Raw genomic sequence first — 20,377 nt, forward strand, 5'->3', positions numbered from 1 at the left:
GGAGGAAGGCCCGGAATTCATCTCATCGATCCCGGATCACTACGCGCGCACTTTTATCGGATTTTTACGGCATAAGATTCCTTGCCTGGTTTGCTCAGTGCCAAGATTTCGCCATAATTTGAATAATTGAGGATGTTTTTCATGAAGATCGGCGATTTCAGCTTCTCTATTGCTACAATGATTTCTGTGGGCCACGAAATAACTTCAATCGGAGTAGCCGCCGATTCGAGACTTCATGCGAATTGAAAAGAAAGCACGAAGGTTTTAGAATTGGTACTCTATGCAGAACGACGGTTTTGGGTGTAGATTTTCCTCACCGAATTCAAACACCATCCCGATCTTAGACAACAAACAAATATGAACTATCTCTGGACTCTTACCTTGAGCACTTTATGCTTTGTTGGAATCGCGATTGGAATCTCTTCCGCTCACCTGGCTGGAATTGGTGGCGTCCTCGTCTGGACGGCATGCGGGCTCTTCTATGCGGGGATTCTCTTTGGGACGATCCGTAGTCGCCGGAGAATAAAGGAAGTCCGATGAGCCCACTGGAATGGATCCAAGCATCTAGTAGCACTTATGGCATAACCCCTCTGGTATCCTCCTTCGCGTGCGACTCGACGGAGCTCCAGTGGGTCTCGAAAATGATCGCGTAGGCGAAATATGCGCTGAAGACAAGCATGGCGATGCCCATGCCGAGATTGATTCGTTTCATGGTCGAAATCTTGAAGCCACGATGACGCCGAGAAATCCAACCGATGAGCAGAATGAACCAACCTGCGGTTCCAAGCCCCGCGCCAACTGCGAACGCAGCATTAATATCTACGCCGGTGCCCAAGATTCCCCAGCCGCGCCACAATCCGGCAATGATGATCCATTCGGGAATTGCCATGACATTGGTCGCATACAGCAGGACTCCCAGAACAAACGGTCCGGCAATGCTTCGTGAACCGATGTGCATCTTCTTCATGGCGACGTTTTCAAGAGCCTCGCCAAGCTTCGGGTCATCTTGCGGACTTGCAGCAGATTGGTGCTTCTGCAATAATTGCCGAAGTCCGAGCCATAACAGCGCCGCAAATCCAACGAGCTGGAAAACAAGATTGATGATCGGGGACTCGACCAGAAATTGATTGATCTGTGCCGCGCCACCGCAATAGATCACATCCATCAGGGCCGCGCCGATCCCGACAGCAAGTCCATACCGATAGCTGTACCGTAATGTACGCGAGATAGCGGCCGCATTGACGGGGCCGATTGGCATTGAAAGCAACCAGCCGGTTATTGCACCGACGATAACTGCGAGAATCAAAAGGTTACTGTGCTAAGTGGAATCCGCTCGAATCGGTGTACAAAGTGCAACAGAGCGCAGATTAGTGTCTGTTCTGCCGGAGGAATCCTCCAAACTCGTCTGTTCACGACGGCGAGCCCATCAACACCCGGTACCCGCAGTCGCTGTCGTGGTACTCGCAACCAGCGCAAGCGTTTTCTCCAACTGGGCTGCATGCTGGCGATCGTGGGCTTCCATGGTCTCGAGGATTTTGAGGGTATTCATCGGGCCGAACTTAGGATGTAGCGCCGTGCGGGCCAGTTCAGCCGGTGACAGTTGTAGTATCTGCGCGGCAGTTTGGGCGCGGGATTGCGCAAGTTCTCGGAGGCCGCGTTCGTACTGTTTCGAGTTATAGCGTTTGAGGGCCGCCTCTTTGTCGGGGTTCATTTGCTGAAATTTATCGATTGTTCCATCGACCATTCCGTGAATGCGTTGCTGCCAGAGCTGCTCGACATCGAGCATGTGATACAAGACCTCGCACGCGCTGAAGGCGTTCCGGTTAGGTTTTTCCCGCACGAGCGGCCGTGGGTAGGATTCTGCGATTGCGAGAAAATTCTGAATGCTTTTACTGAATGCCGCCAGTAGGGCGGTGCGCCGGTCGTTTTGGTCGTTCGACCGGGCGGGAATATTCGATGTCACTGGAGTTGATGGTATGATCGTAGGTGAGATAGGAAATCCGAACGGCAGGATGTCCGTCGATCCACGACGCCATGGCTGGCGGCGCGAACGCGCGAACGAACGCCGTTACGCTGCCGGAGATCCGTTCGAAATCATCCAAATACGTGCGGAAAATCTCGGAGAGATACAACGTATTGGTGTGGCGGTCGAGGACGTTTCGAGTTGAATCGGCGAGGAAGTGCTTGAGTTGATCATCGAGTTGTTCGCTTAAGTGCTGCTCGGAGTATGGCTCCGTACGCAGCGTCGGAGAGGACCGGGTGCCATCGCAGAGGGCGAAAAATCCGCGTGGCTCCGCAAATTGTTTCACCAGCACCGAATGCTCGATATCATCGAGCGAATAGCGCTGGTTACCACTGTAGAACACTCGTGCATATCGGAATCCGCTAATATCATCGGTGCTTTTCGCACCCGGATTCGAGCGAAGGAGATCGAGGACCCAGGCGTTGTGCGCGTTGATCCAGAAGGCCAATGCCGCCTGCCGCGAGACGAAGACGTCCGTTCGCATTCGGGAAATTTCATCCAGATACTCGGTCAAATTGCTATCCCCACGCAATTCCGCGAGGCTGATGGCCCCGCTCGCATTCACTGCACGCGCAAGCACGTTGGCATAGAGTGAATCATCGACGCGTGCTAGCTGCTCGCCGGAGGAAACCGCCGTCACGCTGGTATTCGGCACGGTGCCGCAAGCCATGAGGTAGCCCATCGCGAAAAGAAGGAGGATGCGCAGGTGAGTGGGGTGCATCTGGATTGCTGTAACAATTTACCGTTTGACGGGTTTCTTTACTCAGCGCTTTGTTAGCATTGTGTTCCGAATTTCCCAAATCATGATGTCCAACCGTTTCATCGCATTTGTAGTATCGTCGGCGCTTGCGATGGTGCTCTCAATTCAGTCCTGTTCCAGTTCAACGAATCCAGGTAGTGGCAGTACCGGCAAGACCGACACCACGGTCAAGACCGATACCACCATAAAGAAAGACACCACCATCAAAAAAGATACTTCGGGCAGTAGCTCGGGTGGGTTCGTGGATATTCTTGCATCAATGTCCGCTGATGGAGGAAAGGTCGCATCCGGCTCAGCGCATCCGATGGCGAGCAATATCTACTGGCTCGATGCGGCGGGCAAGCAACAGTCCCTCCTCAACGATGCACACGGTAAGCTCGCGTTTTTATGCTTCGGCGGTCTGTGGGAACCGCAGTATTCCGATCAGGCATACGACATCGTCGAATCCCTTCAGAACCATTATGGACGCGACAGCATCGTGACGCTTCGCGTATTCACTGCGGATCCGGCTGTTCGCCCACTCACAGACTACGCCGACACGATTGCCGCACATCAATGGAAGGGCCGGTTCGTCGTCGATAAGGGGAGAACGTGCTTTGATGATTATTCTCCAATTGGCGCGTACGGTGTGCCGTTCAACGTACTCATTGGACGAGATGGACGCATCCTCACTTCCTGGGTCGGCGCCTATCAGGATGGCGGCGCCACGTTCCGCAGGTCGATTGATTCGGTTAAGTAGGCTCTTAATGCGTCACTAATATTCTGCGCACTTCACGCGCCTCGCCTGCTTGCACGATGGCGAAGTAAATGCCGGCGGGAATTGGGGTGAGATCGACGTTGAGCGCATTTTCACCCCGCACTGCAAGAATCTCTGAGCCAAGCAGATCAAAGAAACGCACGCTGACGGAGACTCCGTCTGATTCCACCAAAAGCTGCTCGGCAGATTGTGAAATGTGCGTTGATGAGTGAGGATTCTGCTCAACAATTCGTGGCAGAAGCGAATAGTCAAAGGTAAGGTCTGCACAAGAGAGCGTATCGACATCATTATACGAATCCCATGAAATCCGGTCCCCTCCACTGAGAACTACCGTTGCGCAACCCTGTCCGTTACTTGAGATAAAGGAAGATCCTGACCTCAGATAATATAGACCTTCCGTTCTAAACTCTGCTCGCACAAAAGCACCAGGCTCGGCAAAAACGACGCGATTGCTGAATTCCCCGCTGGTGGTGTAATTTCCTCCCGGTAATACCCAGACCACAGGATCGGAGCCGGTCTCGGTGCCCGTTACGACGTGGACGTTCTTGGGAATCACTGGTGAACAATTCAGCACGCGGAATGTAAATGTGTTTGTTGTGCTGCACCCGGCAGCGTTCGTCACGGTCAACTTGCCCGTCTTGATTCCGTCAGTCGCATAGACTACCTTAGGTGCTGGCTGTGTAGAAGAACTCACGCTAGCATCTTGATCGAATAGCCACAAGAATGTGGAACCTGCCGACTCGGACGAGCGATCGACAAGACCAATCGAATCCCCAATGAAGCCGGCATCGATATAGACGCAGCCTCCACCTACAGATGGCCTTGGTAAGGGTGACGGATACGCGACAACATGAATGTTTGTACTGCTAGTATCTGAAATTCGATAGGGGTTAGTAGAGATAGCGCGCACCCGATAACCGTAACCCGGATTCATCAATGGCAAGGGGATAGAATCGCTCGCATTGCCACTCTGGCCGAGGCTCGGAGACCCTGCGAATGATCCGCTCGCGTCGGAGAGTTGCACCTTGAAGACATTGCCAGGGTTAAACGACCCCTGAGACGCGTATGGGACGAACATCGTATCACCAACACAATACACTGTTTTCGCAATCGGCCCGATCGTTATCGTCTGAGCAATCGCGGTGAGAGGAAGCGTCAGGAAGAGAATGGAGATCGGGAGTCGTTTCATCGGACCATCCTATTTTTAGAGTTGCGCTTGTTGGTGGGTTCAAAACGAACGTCACTTCGCTAGGAGCTAACAACTTCACGAAACGGAATTTGTTACACCTGAGTGAAGGTCTATATCATCAGACCCTGCCATATTTAAAACGCGCGAGATCGCCACGGTTACAAATTTATTTTTGCAACCGTCCAAATCAGCCTGAATTAGAGAAAAAAGACTCTTACCGTCCGCCGTTTCCGGCGCCTTGCTGGGCGGGCGCCGGTGATGGTCCGCCGCTGGCTTCCTTCGAGGCTTCCTCATCGACCTTTTCATTGATCCGCTGGACTGCGCCAGTGAGTGGCATCTGCACGCCACCGCCGAGCGCCTTCATCGCAGACTTATCCATGATGTTATCGATCAGGTGATAGTCCTTCGCTTGTTGTGGCGACATATAATTATCACGCTCGGCATCCTTGGCGATTTGCTCGATGTCTTTGCCCGTATGCAGCGAGTAAATCCCATAAAGGTCCTGCCGAATGCGGAGCATTTCGCGCGTGTAGATCTCGATGTCGGTCGCCTGACCTTGTGTGCCGCCGAGCGGCTGGTGGATCATGATGCGGGAATGCGGCAGCGCGGTACGCTTGCCGGCAGCACCGCCGGCCAGAAGCAGGGAAGCCATCGAGGCCGCCATGCCAAGGCAGATCGTCGCGCAATCCGGCTTGATGTACTGCATTGTATCGTACACTGCGAGTCCGGCGGAGACGGAACCTCCAGGAGAATTAATGTAAATATTGATGTCACGGTCCGGGTCTTCGCTTTCGAGAAAAAGAAGCTGCGCGATCAGAAGGGACGCAACGGTGTCATCGATGGGCGTGCCGATAAATACGATGCGCTCTTTGAGAAGCCGTGAGTAGATATCGAAGGCACGTTCGCCGCGGGCCGTCTGCTCGACGACCATCGGCACTAATGCGGCCTGGATCGGAGTGGTCAGGTGAAGATCAGAAAAATTCATTATGATAGTCGCTATTGTCTAATGAGTCATATGGGTCCATGTGGCCCATGCGTCCATCAACATTCTGCCGGGCGGATTCGTGGCTGTTGCTCGGTCCCGGAAACCGGATTTTATGCACAACCTATTTTTGCGTCGTATATTTGTAGTTAGATATAGGACTGTGCATCCGCCGGGAGGCGGCGCGCGGCGAGCAGAAGGCTCAGTCACTGCATCCGGCGAATGGCTTCGGCGATTGCTGAGAGCAGGACTTAGCACATGCGAGGTTTTACGGGAAGTTAGTTGTTTTCCGCCGGGGACTTCGTATATTTGTTCCAAAGTTCTTTTTGACAAACGATAGAATCACCCTCGTTCTTTGTCTGGTAGAATAGCATACCTGTTCTGAGGGCAAGGGGTGAGACGTCTTTCATTCACTAATCTGAGAGGTAATTGCCATGGGGCTTCGTAAACTCATTGTGCTTGGTGCTTTAGTAGCGTTCGTGGGCGGCATGACGGCCTGCTCGAAGAAGACCGATAATGCGACGACGGATACCGCCGCGGCCCCACCGGCCGCTGCGCCGACGACCGCACCGCCACCGCCGCCACCGCCGGCTCCGGCGATGTCAGCTGCTGATTCTGCTCATATGGCCGACTCGATCAAGAAAGCCAACGAGCCGAAGAAGGAAGAGAAGAAAGAGATGAAGAAGAAGTAATTCTTCTCCATTTTGTCCGTCCTCGAATTCTTCGAATCGGATTTGAATGCGCTCTGGCAAGGCACTTCGGTGCTCAAAGCCGGAGCGCATTTTTTCTTGCCTATTCGGATTTCACTGGCGCACCATTCTTCCCGGAACGTGTTTATTTTCGACGGAAAAATTAATCTCGATTTAGCTATGCGATTTCAACGCTTCCTTTCTGCTTCCTTCGCTGTCCTCGCGATCTCGATTTTTGCTTTGGGCGCTCATGCTCAACAACATCTCGTGCTCTTTGAGTCTTTCACAAACACGTGCGATCCATGTCCAGATGGGCTCAGGCCACCGTTTGATGATGCCGTGAACTCCGTTCTTTCCAGCAAGCGAAACAAGATCATCCATTTTAGCGAGCATATTGGTAATATCTGCGATCCATGTGCCCAATCCGCCGTGGGCGCGAACCCAACAGATGCCAGGCTCACAGGCAATCCTAATGGGAATATAATAGACGCTTCCGCCGTCGATCGCAAGGATTTCGGCGGTGGGCGAGTCTCCGGAACCGGGACGGACTGGGGTTCTCAAATCGATCAGGAAGCTGCCCTTCCAGCGGTTGCCAGCATTGCTCTCGATCATGTCACACTGGACAAAACTTCAAGCGGGACCTACTTCATCGCCCATGCATTTGTCAAAGTCACACTGAATCAGAGCATCCCGGATAATCTTAAGTTGTATTTTGCTGTGCTCCAGGATGGCGTGGTGCTACCATCATCAGATGCGTGCTCACCGGAGCCCACGACGCAAAATGACGTTGTCCGCTACGTGACGTCATCGAGTCCAATACCAGTTTTGACGGGCGGTGGGGCCGCGGGCGCAAGCGTGATCGTCAATGGATCGTTCAATATTCACTCGCCCAGCAGTGATGCATTGTACGATTTCTCCAAGATGCGGCTCATTGCATTCGTCGAGGAGTCATCGAACAGCTCTGACTATCATGTGGTCAATGCCGCTAATTTACGGACCGATCTCGATACGCTTGCTCCGCCGCCGCCGACGCTCGTTCTCGACAGTTCTGGTCTTGACGATTCCACGTTCTTCGCCGGAGAGCAAGTGGGCATCAGTTACAGCGGGACCTTTCTCGTACACGGCGTTCGCATCTTTTATTCGCCCGATGCCGGCACCAACTGGGAGATGATTGCCGATAGCATTACAGATAATTACTTCTTGTGGACGGTCCCTGACACTGTGACCACGCAAGGAAAAATTAAGGTTGTATCGGTCGATAACGCGAATCTGGTATCAATTCAGGACGGGACTTTTTCCATCCGATTTAAACCCTACATTCGCTTTACCCATCCGGCAACAACAAAAGATACTGCGACACAGGGCGTACCCTATACGATCAGTTGGACCAAGTACCAGGTGTCGACGGTTTCCTTGCAGTATCAAGTAGCGGCACTCGTGAATCCAAAATGGATTTGGCTCGTGCAGAACTCCACCGATACATCGTTTACGTGGACTCCCGATACCTTTGCGGTTGTTCTGGTGCAGGCAATACCTTCCGGCAACGAGGCGAGCGCAATCTTGGATACCCTGGTCGTGAAACGATCGTTTGGAAGAGGAGTCGCTTCTTCTGAAACCTCTGGTTTCGCAATTAAAGATGTGTACCCGAACCCAGTGACCGGCAAGGAAGTCTTCGTTCGGTACAGCGTACCGAAACCGTGCGATCTAACATTTGAAATAATCGACTTGCTGGGACATCAAGTATATCTCGACCGCGTCTCGGTTGTCGAGCCCGGACAGTATCCGCTCAAGACGAGTGGCCTGCTTCCCGGCACGTATGTCATTCGAATCTCCGATGGCGAACACGCCGCGTCAAAGCGAGTGGAAGTCACGCGCTAGCGATTAGTTGATAGTGAATAGTTGATAGTGGAGAACGGAGAGTGGCTGCCCGCTCATCGTTCTCCACTTTCAGTTTTTCAACGTTTCCATCTTTAAGTATTCCGTTCTTCATTACTATGAACGATCGTCTTCTCGCCATTCTCGCTGAGCGTCCGGACTTCCACGTTACTGACGATGAGAAGAAGGCGCTCGATTTCTTTGTCGAGTATCTCGACCGAGGTTCGCTCTTTATGTCGGGCTATGAGCCGGGTCTCGATCCGGTCTTCCTGTTTACCAACGATGCGCAGATTTATCGTTTCCTATTGTCGGAAATCCTCTTGTATGTCATGCAAATGAAGCGTGGGGAAGCGATGGATTGGGAGCGCGTGCCGTTCGAATATAAGAGCAAGGTCTTAGGGTGAACTCCAGCCCAACACAAAACCGGCGAAACCTCATATTCTCCTATGCCGTTGTGGGAGCATGATGACGCTCTCCGCCCGAATTCTGGAACACCGTGATGAGATTCTCGCCCTTGCTGCAAAGCATGGAGCCGAGAACGTTCGCATTTTCGGCTCCGTAGCAAGGGGGAATGAGTCCGACGCGAGCGATCTGGATCTTTTGGTGCGATACGGCGCGAAACGATCGCCGTTCTTCCCCGGAGGGCTTAAAGCCGATCTCGAAAAACTCCTTGCCTGTGAAATCGACATTGTCACGGAGAATGCGTTGCACCATTTGATCCGCGATCAGATTCTCGCCGAGTCGAGACCGTTATGAAGAAAGATAAGCTCTATATTGCACATGTTATCGAGTGCATTGAAAAGATAGAGCAGTATACCTCTCGGGGCAAGGAGGATTTCTTTGTCGATGGTATGAAGCAAGATGCCGTACTGAGAAATCTGCATACGCTTGCCGAATCATCGACACGAATCTCGACAGAATTGAAACAACATTTTCCGGATGTTCCTTGGACTGAAATGGCGGCCTTTCGCAATGTCGTTGTCCACGATTATCTCGGTCTGGAGTTGGCCCAAATCTGGGACATCGTCGCAATCGATCTTCCTCCATTGAAAGCGTCCTTTCGATCGATTGTCCAAGAAAGTGATTAGAACCTTATGTATGCTTTGGCGCTAAAATCCATTACAGGCGACTGCCCCTGTTGTCCCAATCCGTACGCGGGACCGTAGGCGACGCTAAAGCCAAGACCGTTCAGTTCGCCGAGTGGTTCGCACGCGATTCCAAGTTGAGGTGAGATAAGGGATGCCGTGCCGACACCGCCAACCGCCACAGCGTCCTTGGTCCATGCGCCATAAAATGCAGCGGAGATCAGCGGTTCGATGAGACCATCGAAAAATTTGACCGGGATCCAGGTCAACTGCAATCCGAGCGATCGCGGCGATGACCCAATTTGTGAGACGATGCTCGGTGCCTGATAGCCTTGAAGATACGGAGCAGAAGCATACTGGAGTCCAAACGAAATATCGAAGGCCAGCGAAGGCTTGCTCGATTCGATTCCGATAAAGATGTTGTCACCGGCACTGGCGCCCATGCCGAGTCCGACGCGGCCGTGAATATCGGCGATCGTGCGTTTCTTGTTCGCATCGACGATCACTTTCAGATCGTGCTTCTCAGCCTCGTCACGTTTGAGCGTCTCATTGATCCGATCATTCACGACGCGTTCGCGGGATAACTCCTGCATGAGTTCGGAAGTACGCGCCGCCCAGTCGACCTTTTTGCCGCCGACCTTGAGAGTGTCGCCCGGTGCGAGATGATTTGTCTGTGCGATGATTAATGGCGTCAGCTTATGGAATTGTGCGATTGTATCGTAGACGATCGCACTCGTATTGATGTCGCGTGCGGTGTACCGGTAGCGGTAGGGGCCATCCGCGAATGGACTCATATCCAGTTCGGCAAGATAATCCGCCGGTTGTCGCAGGGTATCCACAATCGTCATCGCATTCGTGGTATCGACGACGCTCAGGAGCTGAACTGTGACCTTGCAGGTCCGTGCGACGGAGTATGGAATAGAAAGTCGCGATGAGATATCGGAGATGGTCTGTTTGCCGAGCGCGAAGCGTAGCCGCTCACTGCTGATGACAATATGCTCTTCGATAAAGCGTGCAAAGTCATCGTAGAAATCGAGCATCTGACCGTTCTCGAGTTGCACGATGTAAACTCCCTTGGCCAGCGTACCGCCGGCCAGACGTAGCGGCACAGTCTCGTCGGCCTTTGCCGTGAAATCTTTATGGAATCGCTCGAAGCGAATTGGGGGAACATCCGAGTGGTTGGATTCAACGGCACGCTCGATCACCACATAATATCGGACGGAATCCGGATGCCCTGGATACGGAAGCGGCAGAATTCCAAGGTTGATCGTATACGAGGCTTCGTTGCCGGAGAGAGCCGTTGTCAGATTACTGACGACCGGCAATGCGAGTGGCGTGCGCGCCGAACCGACATAATACATGACCGATTGTCCGCGCTCGACGTTGCGTGATGTGTCCGGTCCGGTTGCAAGGTGGTTATAGTAATGCGGCTGAAGATGGAAGCTCGCTTCATAGAGCAGGTCATGCGATTCCGAGCCGAGCCGAGCGTAATCCGCAGTCGTCTTCAATATCTCCGGGCGCGCCTGTGGACCGTACGATTTCCATTCCTGATCGATCCGTTGCTGAATCAGTTCATCGATCGTTTCACCATCGGTGGCATCGTTTTGCCGATCGAATCTTTCGAGTTTCTCCGGAAGCGTCGCCACCACGTGGGCTTGCTGCGCGGAGGAGACCGAAGGAATAAAAATCACGGTGAGGGCGAACGGAATGAGGTGGGATACAACCCGCCGAAGACTACCCATCACTCTGAATCGTTTCACGCTATCCGTTTGCCCTTCCAGTTGGCCGTGAACCCTTAGAGTCTATCGTGACTCGTGACTACGACTTCCCGTTTCTCCGAGGCGTTCAGAATTTTCGCAAAGCGCTTCGAAGGGTTCAGCTCGTCCATCGTTGGCTCTCCAGGTCTGGTCTCGGTCTTTGGCTCAAAGCTTCCATTTGATGCGAGCTGCTGCTGATTCGCAACGGACATAGAGGACTTTGTAGCTGAAGTCGAACGCATCGCGGCACGGTGCGAGGCTTCCGCATGCTGCACCGGCAATGCGGCCATCGGTTGTTGCACAGCAGATTGTGGTGCAATCTGCTGTGCCGGAGCAGTTGGTACCGGAGCCGTTACTGTCGGAGTTTGTGCGGGCTGATTCGTTGCGATGCGAGTATCAGTCGTGCGGGTAACGAACCACGTCGTCCCGATCGCGAGAAGCAAGACCAGCACTGCAAGACTCGGGCGAAGTGCCCAGCGGTTCAGCCTGCGCGATATAAGATTGGTACGGACGGCAGGAGCATCCCCAGCATAGCTGAGCTGCTGTTCGGGTGTCATGACCTGGAGGACCTGTTCGATCCGTGACCGCGTCTTTCGGTCCAGACTCTCGGAAAGTTGGAACAGCTCATGATCGGCCGATGCCCGAATGGCACCGCGAACGATCAAATGCTCGCGCATGAGCGTACGTGCATCCTCGCTCTGGGCCAATCGGCCAAAGAGGACGGACTCGAGCTCCTTTCGGTGCAGCTCGCCATCAAGATACTGCACGATGAGTTCTTCGGTGGTCGTTGCCGAGTACTCGTTCAAGTTCGGTTGTTCCGTTCGGGGCTTATTCATATCGATTGTCAGAAAAAAATCAGTCACTCTCACCGAGCAGGTCTGCTGCCTGATCGCCCAGGATCGGCAGCAACATCTTCCGCAAGCGCGATTTCGCGCGATAAATTCGAATACGGATCGTCGAAAGCGATGTTCCCGTAATGCGGCCGATCTCGTCGTAGGTCAGCCCATCGTACTCACTCATGATGAGTGCTTCACGAAATTCCTCGGGCAGCCGCGCAATTGCCTGTTGCAGCAATGTCGCTTGTTCCGCACGTGACATCCGTTCGAGGGGATCGTCATTGTGCGAAAATGCCAGACGCACTTCGACTGACGCATCATCATCGAAGTTTTCCGAGTTGCCGACATATTCGGTCGAGGCCCGCTGACGAAACGCCAACTTCTTGGCCGTCAGGCACGAATGCCGCGTGACCGTGAAGATCCACGCCTTGAACTCGCCGCCTGTAAAGGTCTGCCGGTACTGCGCCAATCGAAGAAACACATCCTGGAATGTGTCTTCGGCTACGTCTCGTGAGATACCTTCGCTCATGAGCACACGGGCGCAATACGCGAAGATGCTCGTCTTATACCGCTCGTAGAGCATAAGAAACGCAGCTTCATCTCCAGCTTGATAGCGTTTGAAGAGCGCCTCGTCTGACTCGTGTCCCGGGGCAGCATGTCGATCGGTCGCTGTGTCAATGAACTCATGTTTCCGGCTTCGCTGCCTGGCGGATTCCTGCATTGCCTCCTGCAAGAGTACCGCCTCGCCGGAGTTCGCAATCGGATCGTCTAATGGCTCACCCTTGCCAAACGAGTGGTCGTCTGGCATTGGCGGATCGTCTCCTGCGAAGCGTTCTTCGTGCATTTGGTTCGAAGCAGGCACTGGCATAGCTGTGTAGTGCGCGTCTATGCCATAAGGCCGATGCGTAGGGAAAAAGTTACAACGTCTCGCGTCCGGGCTGATCAACGAGGATGCCAAAGAACGGCATATTCGTCAGTCAGAAGCTTCGGATCCAAATGCTTTGAAGCGCACCGGGAAGCAAGCTGCGAAAGCGCGCACTGGCATCCCGATACATGCAAAGAACTTCGCTCGAAGTGAAAAATTACACCTGCATGGCAATTTTTAATCCACTTGGCGAATTTCGCCCAGAATAAGCAAGTTTTTGACGGAGTTCCGAAGCGAGAAGCAAGAAGGTCGCAATATAGAAGACGGATTAGCCAGTGGGCGTTCCCATTTTTCGAGAGCGAAGGTTTCTGGCAGAAATTAATCCATCATCAGAATAACACAGTCCTCGCTATCCTTGCCTCGTGGTCGAGAAGCCAGCGCTTCCGCCAGAGTCCGCCGGAATAGCCTGCCAGTCTCCCATCACTGCCAATGACCCGGTGGCAAGGGATAATGATCGCAATCGGATTCGCCCCGTTAGCCCGGCCAACGGCACGGATGGCTTTCGCGTTATCCAACCGCTTCGCAATGTCGAGATACGAACAGGTTTCGCCGAACGGAATACGTTCCAATTCTTCCCAAACCTGCTTTTCGAACTCAGTTCCATCCGGCGCGAGTGGAAGATCGAACTTTGTGCGCGTACCGGAGAAGTATTCAGTCAATTGCGCAATGCACCGCTCTACGATTGGTGAGGGATCATAAGCTTCAATTGATTTATCTTCCTCGACAAAAACCATCGAGCGAATTCCATTCTCATCGGCACGGATGGCGATGAGGCCGATGGGGGAATTGAAAGTGCCGATCATTGACGCAAAGATACATAAACAGAGCTGCTGTGGTCACTGTGCCTGCAATTGAGCGCTAAAGCCCGCGACCACGATTGGCGACACCCTGAAACCAATTTTCATCACTTGCGTTACTACCTATGTCGTGCTTTGACCAACAGCTTGCTGCGACATAAAATAATAGCTAAAGCGTAATTGTAGATAACTTCACACTACTTGCATCACCCCGTTGGTCTTTGACGAACGGGGTGTTTTATTTGTATGGACCTGAGCACACTCACCCGCGAGCGCCCGCTCGTTTTCGATGGTGCCACCGGCACGAACCTGCAGACTCAAGACCTCACGCCGGACGATTTCGGCGGCGAGCATCTGGCCGGCTGCAACGAGTACCTTGTGCGCTCGAAGCCTTCGGCGGTCGAAAATGTCCATCGTGATTATCTCGAAGCTGGCGCCGACGTGATCGAGACCGATACGTTCGGCTCGGCATCCATCGTGCTCGCCGAGTACGGACTGGAGTCGCTCGCCTACGAACTCTCCAAAGAAGGCGCGGCGATTGCCAAGCGGATGGCACTTCAGTTTTCGACGAAGGCGAAGCCGCGCTTCGTCGCTGGTTCGATTGGTCCTACCACCAAGCTTCCATCGCTTGGACATATCCAGTTCGATGTAATGCGCGATTCGTTTTACGAACAGATGGCCGGCCTGCTCGATGGTGGCGCCGATCTCTTCATCATCGAGACCTGTCAGGACTTGCTCCAGATGAAGTGCGCGCTTGCTGCCGCGCAAGATCTCTTTCGCGATAAAAAGGCACGCCTGCCGATCATCGCATCGGTCACGATCGAAACGATGGGCACGATGCTCATGGGCACCGAGATCGCCGCGGCGCTGACGGCGCTCGAACCCTACGACATCATCTCGGCCATCGGCATGAACTGCGCGACCGGACCGAAAGAGATGGAGGAGAACGTGCGATTCCTTACGCAGACATCTCCCAAGCCGATCTTCATTATGCCGAATGCCGGACTGCCTGAGAACATCGGCGGGCATGCGCACTATCATCTTACGCCCGAAGAACTCGAGAAGTACATGACCCACTTCGTCGGCGATCTCGGCGTCTCGATCATCGGTGGCTGCTGCGGCACAACAAAGGAGCACATCAAGCATCTTTCGATGCTCGCTGAGCGCATCACGCCGCACGCGCGCACGATCGATTGGACGCCTTCGGCTTCCTCGATTTATTCTTCGGTGCCGATGCATGTCGATCCAGCGCCGGTCATCGTTGGCGAGCGGTGCAATACCAACGGCTCGAAGAAATTTCGCGATCTGTTGCTCAACGAAGATTGGGATGCTGCTGTCTCGATGGCCAAAGAACAGATCAAAGAAGGCTCGCACATGCTCGATCTTTGCGTCGCGTATGTCGGCCGAGATGAAGTCCGCGACATGCGCGAAGTCATCTCTCGCATGAACACTGCCGTCACCGTGCCGCTCGTCATCGATTCTACCGAGTACCCTGTCATCGAGGTGGCGCTGAAGCATTATGCGGGCCGCGCCATCGTCAACTCCATCAACATGGAGGATGGCGAAGAGCGGATGGCGCACGTCCTGCCGCTCTGCAAAAAGTACGGCGCGGCGGTCATCGCACTCACCATCGATGAAGATGGGATGGCCAAGACCCGCGAGAAGAAATTCGAAATCGCCGAGCGCATTATCGATCTCTCGGTCAATAAATACGGCATGCGCGAAGAAGATCTCATATTCGACACGCTCACCTTTACGCTTGGCTCGGGCGATAACGAATTCCGCAAAGCCGGAATTGAAACCGTCGAAGCCATCCGCATGATCAAAGCCGCGCATCCGCAGTGCCGGACGATCCTCGGTGTCTCGAATATCTCGTTCGGACTCAACCCGCACTCGCGCCACGTCCTGAACTCCGTCTTCCTGCACCATGCGATCGAAGCAGGACTCGACATGGCGATCGTCCACGCGGCGAAGATCATGCCGCTGCACAAGATAGACGAGCGCGGACGCGAACTGGCCAACGAGATCGTCTTCGATGCACGCCGCTTCGAACTCCTGGAAGCGGCGTAACCGTCACTCTCTGTCAGCTCTGCACAGGGCGTAACTCTCGATTCTGGCCAGTATTCGCCGGTGCCTTCTGGTAATGCCGAATTATTTTGTATTTGATTTTCGGAAAATATTCATGAATGGCCGCATCCTGCCCTTTGGATAAATAGCCATAATTTTCTGAAATGAGAAAAATGGGACCTGATTCAAATTCCATACTTCGTATCGGAAGAAGAGGAACCCCTCCCCCTATTATAACAGGGTTCGCGACCCCCGGCATCGCAGCTTCCGGATGAATTTTGAAAGATTGTGGTGGCGGGATGGGGGCCGTTGTCATACCCGCGAAAGCGATCCCAACGAGATCGTCGTCGATTCACGCCGCTTCGAGTATATGGAAGCATCATAGGAATTATCTGTGCTCACAGGCTCTTCTTCAGGTATGGAGCAAATCTTTGGTCGCATCACAATTGACCCAGCGGTTCTTGGTGGCAAGCCGACGTTTCGCCACAAGCGGATTGCGGTCGAGACCATCCTCGAGTTTCTCGCTGCTGGTGAAAGCACGGAAGAGATACTGAAGCAATTTCCTTCACTCGAAGATGCGGACATTCGAGCGGCTCAATTGGCCCGCTTACCTTAAGTCATCACAAAGATTGTGGTTGTATCCCTAAGATGAATCACCGCGGGTGCAGCGTTGTGGTCTTTATGCTTTAGGGTTTTTGAATGCGGCTTTCACGTTCTTTCGCTCACGAGCTTCGGTCCGCGCTTTTAGTTTGCGATCCTTGAAGCGTTGAACTTTCCAATACCAGAGCCAGAAGCCCCCTAACGTGAGAATCCATCCAATCCACCACATCCAAAGGTCGATGACCCTTGTTTCGAGCGCCAACTTCCACGGCCACCACTCATTCAAGTGCTCGTTAAGAATTGAGTCCGATCTATGCACAGCCAAATCCCATGCTGGCTTTTGGGCGAGCATTGCACTGTCCGCTTTCGCTGTATCTCTATTGTAAGTGTCGCTCATCGCCTTGACTTCATTCGCAAGGATCTGTGTTTTTGATGTGATGTCCCGTTCCCACCGATCCTCCACTATCCCTGCTTGAATTTGGAGATAGCCAGAGACAAGAACTAAGGCTACGCCCGCAAGGGCGAGAAACTTATAGAGATTGTCAGTCGGTAATTGCGGTAATGGTGCCATGCCCCACGGAACGGCTCAGATTCGTGGTGGGTTCGATCATCGCTATGGAAAAGATAGAAGTCGTATGGCTTGTTTACTCTCTCGGAGCGAGTGCTGGGCAGGTCGTACCGAGTCACCTTACGGCAGTCGCCGCATCAGCACTGAGAGACGTGCTTCTGTGTATTCAATGAGGATTGCTCTATAACAAGAACCCGACTGACGTTCCCGCATCGTGAGGTTCTGGGATTGGGTGGTGTCCTAAATTGAATCCCCGCACTCGCAGGGGTTGTGGCTTTTATATTTTGTAAAACATTGGAAGGATTGACCATTGTCCGTCAGGTACTCGATCCGCCTTGTACTCGATCTTGTTTCCCGGCTTATCGACATCATCGAAAGTTATTGTTAGCCGCAAGGAGAGGTAGTAATGGTCTAACACGCCCGCCAATGATCTACCTGGCACCTGCACGATAAATCTCTCACCCCTCCCAATGAAGGCCTCGTAGTAGTCTCCGTCTGCTTGCATCATTGGTGTCGCACCGATGACCGTTGCTGTACTCAGAACATGAACATTCCATGCCGCACCCCCACCCGCGTTGTAAAGCCGGAAGACAATTCCGTAATTATTGCCTGTCACCGTATCGAACCATTTTGCATCCAAATCTTCTATTCTTAGAAAGGGCTTATTCAGAAGAGAGGTAGCGCGCTTTTGCTCCTTCAATTGGTTTTGAGCTTCAGTCCATAGGCCCTTAGTTACCCAGACGAGGAGCAGAGTCGCGCCGAAGAGAAGGAAGGTCCCAAATGCAGTCCAATCGAGAGTACACATGCTGCACGGAACGGCTGAGATTGGCGGCTCGTTCGCTATTGCGCAATGGACTCATACAAATCGGGGAAAGAATTCCAAATAAAGTTTTACAATGACGGTGGCGGAGCCTATCTTTACAGTATTGATGATTCCGAAACGACGCATTCACTTCTTCGGGCGAACGCATGGACCGAAGACGAGTTTTTGCATCTTCTGAGGAGTGTCATATCGTTGCCGTATCAAGAGAACGAAATCAAGGAGATGCGCCAGGTTTCAGCAACGAGCGACTTAGTGCATTTTTTTGAAGATGTGAACCAGCTTTTTCACAATACGTGGTCGCGGCAATACGTGATTAAGACGTTCGTTAAGACCTAAAGAAAACCCACCGATCTTCCCGCGTCGTGAGATTCTAAGATCGAGCGGTATCCTAATTTGAATCCCGCGGGGGGCAAGGGTTGTGGTTTTCATACTTGGCAGCTTCTTATAATGGTGCATCGATGTCGGTGCCTGAGGGTGCGACCTTTCTGTCCATGAGTATGGTCTCATCAACGCTTCTAAGTCTCGCGAAGCCAATGTAACCGCTCCGCCTCGGTCGCTTATGCCCGTTGTAGGTTACTTCGGCTCGTACTTTCTTAGTTTCACCTTTCCAGAGCTGTATGTTCTCGAAGCGGATGGGATAGGACCGTTCCTCCTTGCTGAATGTCCAATCGCGCTCCCAATCATACGTTGCCGATATTTCGCGTCCGCGCTGATCTCTCAATGAAACGCCGTCTACACTAATTAGCTTATCCCCTCGAACGATGATGTACAGAAGCAGCATATCCTCGTGTACGTTTTCGCCCCTGGGATCGCGCTCCTTATGATAGTAATTCACCACATCTAAGCGGATCGAGAAGCCATAATTTTGCCTCCACTCGATAAGCTTCACAATTGAGAGGGCCAAAGCAGCAATGAAGGCTACATGCTTTTCCCAGTCAACGTCGGCAAGGAATGAGAGGGAAAACAGCAGGAATGTCAGTACCATGACTGCAAATTTACGCACAGCCCGTTTCCACAAATAAAAGAGGGGCTTTCGGCCCCTAAGATTAACATAACATCGTTTGCCACCTAAGTCAATCTACTCCAAATGCGGCAGCCATCTCCTCTTCGACCGACCCTTCTCCGGGCTTCTTACGACTTACACCGTCGGCTCGCGCCCTTAACAGGTCTTCACATCGAATCGTATTTGTGCGTACGACGAGCCGCTTTTCATCAAATCGGCAAATGGCCCGGATCGTTCTGCTATCGTGTTCCAGATTCAGATAGTCAAGGTGAATTGTCACGGGCGATTCGTCCTTATCGAACGAGGCATTCCAATCCTCTGGATCAACCGGCGACCACCGAAGAGATCTGCCTTTATCATCTCGGAATTCAGGTGTGCTCTTGAATGAAATGAACTCAGAGCCGAAGCTTAAGCGCAGACAAAGAATGTTTATTCTTGGCGGGCCCATCTCTGGAAACCGACGATTGTCATAATTCCGTATTACAAGGCGAACGACCGGCTTCATGGCCTTCCGCCAAACCATAATGTTCCATCCCAAAGAGAAGGCCGCGATTACAATCGCCGCGACGGAAACCCACACATCTTCTCCGGCGAGGACTACGGCGAGCGTGAGTAATGGAAGGATCATGGGTGCAAACTTACGCATAGGAATCCCCTCCAATGAAAAAAGGGCCGAAGCCCTCAGATTACATTAGTATCGGCTCCCATCCCCACCGTTCCCGTTGGTAATCCCTGCCGCGAAAGCAGGAGTCACTTCCCCCTTCAGGCACGGCAATTGCCCGCAATGGATGTGCTGTGGTTTAGTAGTCCAATTTATTTATTCTTTGTAATATGGAAGAGCCAACAAAGCCCAAGAGCCTTCTTCTGCGCGATACCGAAAAAGTCCTCGAAGTAATATCCAAGATACTCATGCCTGTGTTGCTTCTGGTGCTCGGCACCTGGTTCAACTATGCAATGAACAGCAATCAGGAGAAGCAGCGCGTGCAAGAACAAAAGCAGGCCGATGAGCAGCGAAAAAGCGCGCTCGTTGAGTCGTATATCAAGCACCTGACCAGCGAGAATCCGATGGAGCGCAATCTGGCGCTGCGCATCATCACGCTCGAGTCGGACCAGTTCGATGTGCGGCTCGTGAACCTTGTCTCCGCGTATGCCTCGGTAGCGACACCATCCGATCGGATTACGGCGCTGGAGGTGCTAAGCCATGCATCGCGTTCGAACAATCCTGCCGTCCGGGAAGCGGCGACGAAGAATATCAGCACGGTGCCGACGATTCCGGTTAGCGAGACCGACACGAAAGACGTGCAACAAAAAGCCGCGATCATCAATCAAGCGCTCGGAACGGCCAAGCTAAATCCGAACGTCGTGAGTAAGGCCAACGACCTGAGCAAAGCTCTCGGCCAATTTAATATCCTCAAGTAAGGGGAGAGGCCGATGTAGCGCGAGATTCCATTTGCCCGAGACCCTGGATCGAGAATTAACCGCGTCATGATCCGGGGTCGCGGGATGCCGATCGATATTTTGTTGCGGACCTGAGATGGTTGGTCTTATTATTGTTGAGTTTTTCCTGCGGCGGAGGTTTCGGACAATTGTTTGAGTTTCCATCCGAACTCACCGCGCATGGGAGTGGTTATCTTCTGAGTC

General features: G+C 52.9%; 22 protein-coding genes and 1 pseudogene. 10 read left to right on the forward strand and 13 right to left on the reverse strand.

The features are described from left to right. Positions 1-574: 574 nt before the first annotated feature. From Q8902_07810 to Q8902_07820, 3 genes are all read right to left on the reverse strand, one after another. The gene (locus Q8902_07810) at positions 575-1,306 is read right to left on the reverse strand and encodes a LysE family transporter (GenBank protein ID MDP4199461.1); all 732 of its coding nucleotides are present in this window, start codon (positions 1,304-1,306) and stop codon (positions 575-577) included. A 120-nt stretch (positions 1,307-1,426) separates the two neighbouring features. Next, on the reverse strand, positions 1,427-1,963 hold the full coding sequence (locus tag Q8902_07815; protein ID MDP4199462.1) for a DinB family protein: 537 nt from the start codon (positions 1,961-1,963) through the stop codon (positions 1,427-1,429). Further along, positions 1,890-2,744, reverse strand: a complete 855-nt coding sequence (locus Q8902_07820) for a DUF547 domain-containing protein (protein MDP4199463.1) — start codon at positions 2,742-2,744, stop codon at positions 1,890-1,892. The genes Q8902_07815 and Q8902_07820 overlap by 74 nt, the downstream gene beginning before the upstream one ends. Positions 2,745-2,826: 82 nt before the next feature. Here Q8902_07820 and Q8902_07825 point away from each other — a divergent pair, with 82 nt between their 5' ends. Then, positions 2,827-3,522, forward strand: coding sequence for a hypothetical protein (locus tag Q8902_07825; GenBank protein ID MDP4199464.1), 696 nt, complete (start codon positions 2,827-2,829; stop codon positions 3,520-3,522). A 4-nt stretch (positions 3,523-3,526) separates the two neighbouring features. Here the strand turns inward: Q8902_07825 and Q8902_07830 are convergent, their stop codons facing one another. Both Q8902_07830 and clpP read right to left on the reverse strand, forming a co-directional pair. After that, a complete protein-coding gene (locus Q8902_07830) occupies positions 3,527-4,729 on the reverse strand; it encodes a T9SS type A sorting domain-containing protein (protein MDP4199465.1) in 1,203 nt (400 codons plus the stop codon). 370 nt (positions 4,730-5,099) lie between these two features. Then, a pseudogene (gene clpP, locus Q8902_07835) lies at positions 5,100-5,714 on the reverse strand (ATP-dependent Clp endopeptidase proteolytic subunit ClpP). 431 nt (positions 5,715-6,145) lie between these two features. Here clpP and Q8902_07840 point away from each other — a divergent pair. The 5 genes from Q8902_07840 (at position 6,146) to Q8902_07860 (ending at position 9,363) form a co-directional block, all read left to right on the forward strand. After that, entirely contained in the window at positions 6,146-6,403 is a 258-nt protein-coding gene (locus Q8902_07840; GenBank protein ID MDP4199466.1) for a hypothetical protein, read from the forward strand. Between the two features lie 177 nt (positions 6,404-6,580). Continuing rightward, positions 6,581-8,278, forward strand: coding sequence for a T9SS type A sorting domain-containing protein (locus Q8902_07845; protein ID MDP4199467.1), 1,698 nt, complete (start codon positions 6,581-6,583; stop codon positions 8,276-8,278). Positions 8,279-8,394: 116 nt separating this feature from the next. After that, positions 8,395-8,679 carry a hypothetical protein gene (locus Q8902_07850; protein ID MDP4199468.1) on the forward strand — a complete coding sequence of 95 codons (285 nt, stop codon included), beginning with the start codon at positions 8,395-8,397 and terminating at the stop codon, positions 8,677-8,679. Between the two features lie 61 nt (positions 8,680-8,740). Beyond that, positions 8,741-9,031, forward strand: coding sequence for a nucleotidyltransferase family protein (locus Q8902_07855; protein MDP4199469.1), 291 nt, complete (start codon positions 8,741-8,743; stop codon positions 9,029-9,031). Next, positions 9,028-9,363, forward strand: coding sequence for a DUF86 domain-containing protein (locus Q8902_07860; protein ID MDP4199470.1), 336 nt, complete (start codon positions 9,028-9,030; stop codon positions 9,361-9,363). The genes Q8902_07855 and Q8902_07860 overlap by 4 nt, the downstream gene beginning before the upstream one ends. Here Q8902_07860 and Q8902_07865 read toward each other — a convergent pair. The 4 genes from Q8902_07865 to Q8902_07880 form a co-directional block, all read right to left on the reverse strand. Beyond that, entirely contained in the window at positions 9,360-11,120 is a 1,761-nt protein-coding gene (locus Q8902_07865) for a hypothetical protein (protein ID MDP4199471.1), read from the reverse strand. The two genes, Q8902_07860 and Q8902_07865, sit on opposite strands and share 4 nt — an antisense overlap. A gap of 35 nt (positions 11,121-11,155) precedes the next feature. Beyond that, positions 11,156-11,953, reverse strand: coding sequence for a hypothetical protein (locus Q8902_07870; GenBank protein ID MDP4199472.1), 798 nt, complete (start codon positions 11,951-11,953; stop codon positions 11,156-11,158). Positions 11,954-11,972: 19 nt separating this feature from the next. Next, positions 11,973-12,821 (reverse strand): RNA polymerase sigma factor, encoded by an 849-nt coding sequence (locus Q8902_07875; GenBank protein ID MDP4199473.1) that lies wholly within the window; start codon positions 12,819-12,821, stop codon positions 11,973-11,975. Positions 12,822-13,207: 386 nt separating this feature from the next. Beyond that, complete coding sequence (locus tag Q8902_07880) at positions 13,208-13,681, reverse strand: methylated-DNA--[protein]-cysteine S-methyltransferase (protein ID MDP4199474.1); 474 nt, start codon at positions 13,679-13,681, stop codon at positions 13,208-13,210. A gap of 240 nt (positions 13,682-13,921) precedes the next feature. Between Q8902_07880 and Q8902_07885 the strand changes: the two genes are divergently transcribed. Continuing rightward, on the forward strand, positions 13,922-15,745 hold the full coding sequence (locus Q8902_07885) for a homocysteine S-methyltransferase family protein (GenBank protein ID MDP4199475.1): 1,824 nt from the start codon (positions 13,922-13,924) through the stop codon (positions 15,743-15,745). Between the two features lie 415 nt (positions 15,746-16,160). Then, a complete protein-coding gene (locus Q8902_07890; GenBank protein ID MDP4199476.1) occupies positions 16,161-16,358 on the forward strand; it encodes a DUF433 domain-containing protein in 198 nt (65 codons plus the stop codon). Positions 16,359-16,421: 63 nt separating this feature from the next. Here Q8902_07890 and Q8902_07895 read toward each other — a convergent pair whose 3' ends face one another. Then, positions 16,422-16,913 carry a hypothetical protein gene (locus tag Q8902_07895; GenBank protein MDP4199477.1) on the reverse strand — a complete coding sequence of 164 codons (492 nt, stop codon included), beginning with the start codon at positions 16,911-16,913 and terminating at the stop codon, positions 16,422-16,424. Between the two features lie 274 nt (positions 16,914-17,187). Continuing rightward, on the reverse strand, positions 17,188-17,715 hold the full coding sequence (locus Q8902_07900) for a hypothetical protein (protein ID MDP4199478.1): 528 nt from the start codon (positions 17,713-17,715) through the stop codon (positions 17,188-17,190). Between the two features lie 45 nt (positions 17,716-17,760). On the opposite strand from Q8902_07900, the gene Q8902_07905 reads away from it, so the two are divergent. Next, a complete protein-coding gene (locus Q8902_07905) occupies positions 17,761-18,069 on the forward strand; it encodes a hypothetical protein (GenBank protein MDP4199479.1) in 309 nt (102 codons plus the stop codon). A gap of 106 nt (positions 18,070-18,175) precedes the next feature. Here Q8902_07905 and Q8902_07910 read toward each other — a convergent pair whose 3' ends face one another. Both Q8902_07910 and Q8902_07915 read right to left on the reverse strand, forming a co-directional pair. Then, positions 18,176-18,736, reverse strand: coding sequence for a hypothetical protein (locus Q8902_07910; protein MDP4199480.1), 561 nt, complete (start codon positions 18,734-18,736; stop codon positions 18,176-18,178). Positions 18,737-18,806: 70 nt separating this feature from the next. Then, on the reverse strand, positions 18,807-19,382 hold the full coding sequence (locus Q8902_07915) for a hypothetical protein (protein MDP4199481.1): 576 nt from the start codon (positions 19,380-19,382) through the stop codon (positions 18,807-18,809). A 185-nt stretch (positions 19,383-19,567) separates the two neighbouring features. Between Q8902_07915 and Q8902_07920 the strand changes: the two genes are divergently transcribed. Further along, positions 19,568-20,155, forward strand: coding sequence for a hypothetical protein (locus Q8902_07920; GenBank protein ID MDP4199482.1), 588 nt, complete (start codon positions 19,568-19,570; stop codon positions 20,153-20,155). Positions 20,156-20,377 lie beyond the last annotated feature (222 nt).

Source organism: Bacteroidota bacterium, from assembly GCA_030706745.1.
GTDB lineage: Bacteria > Bacteroidota > Ignavibacteria > Palsa-1295 > Palsa-1295 > PALSA-1295.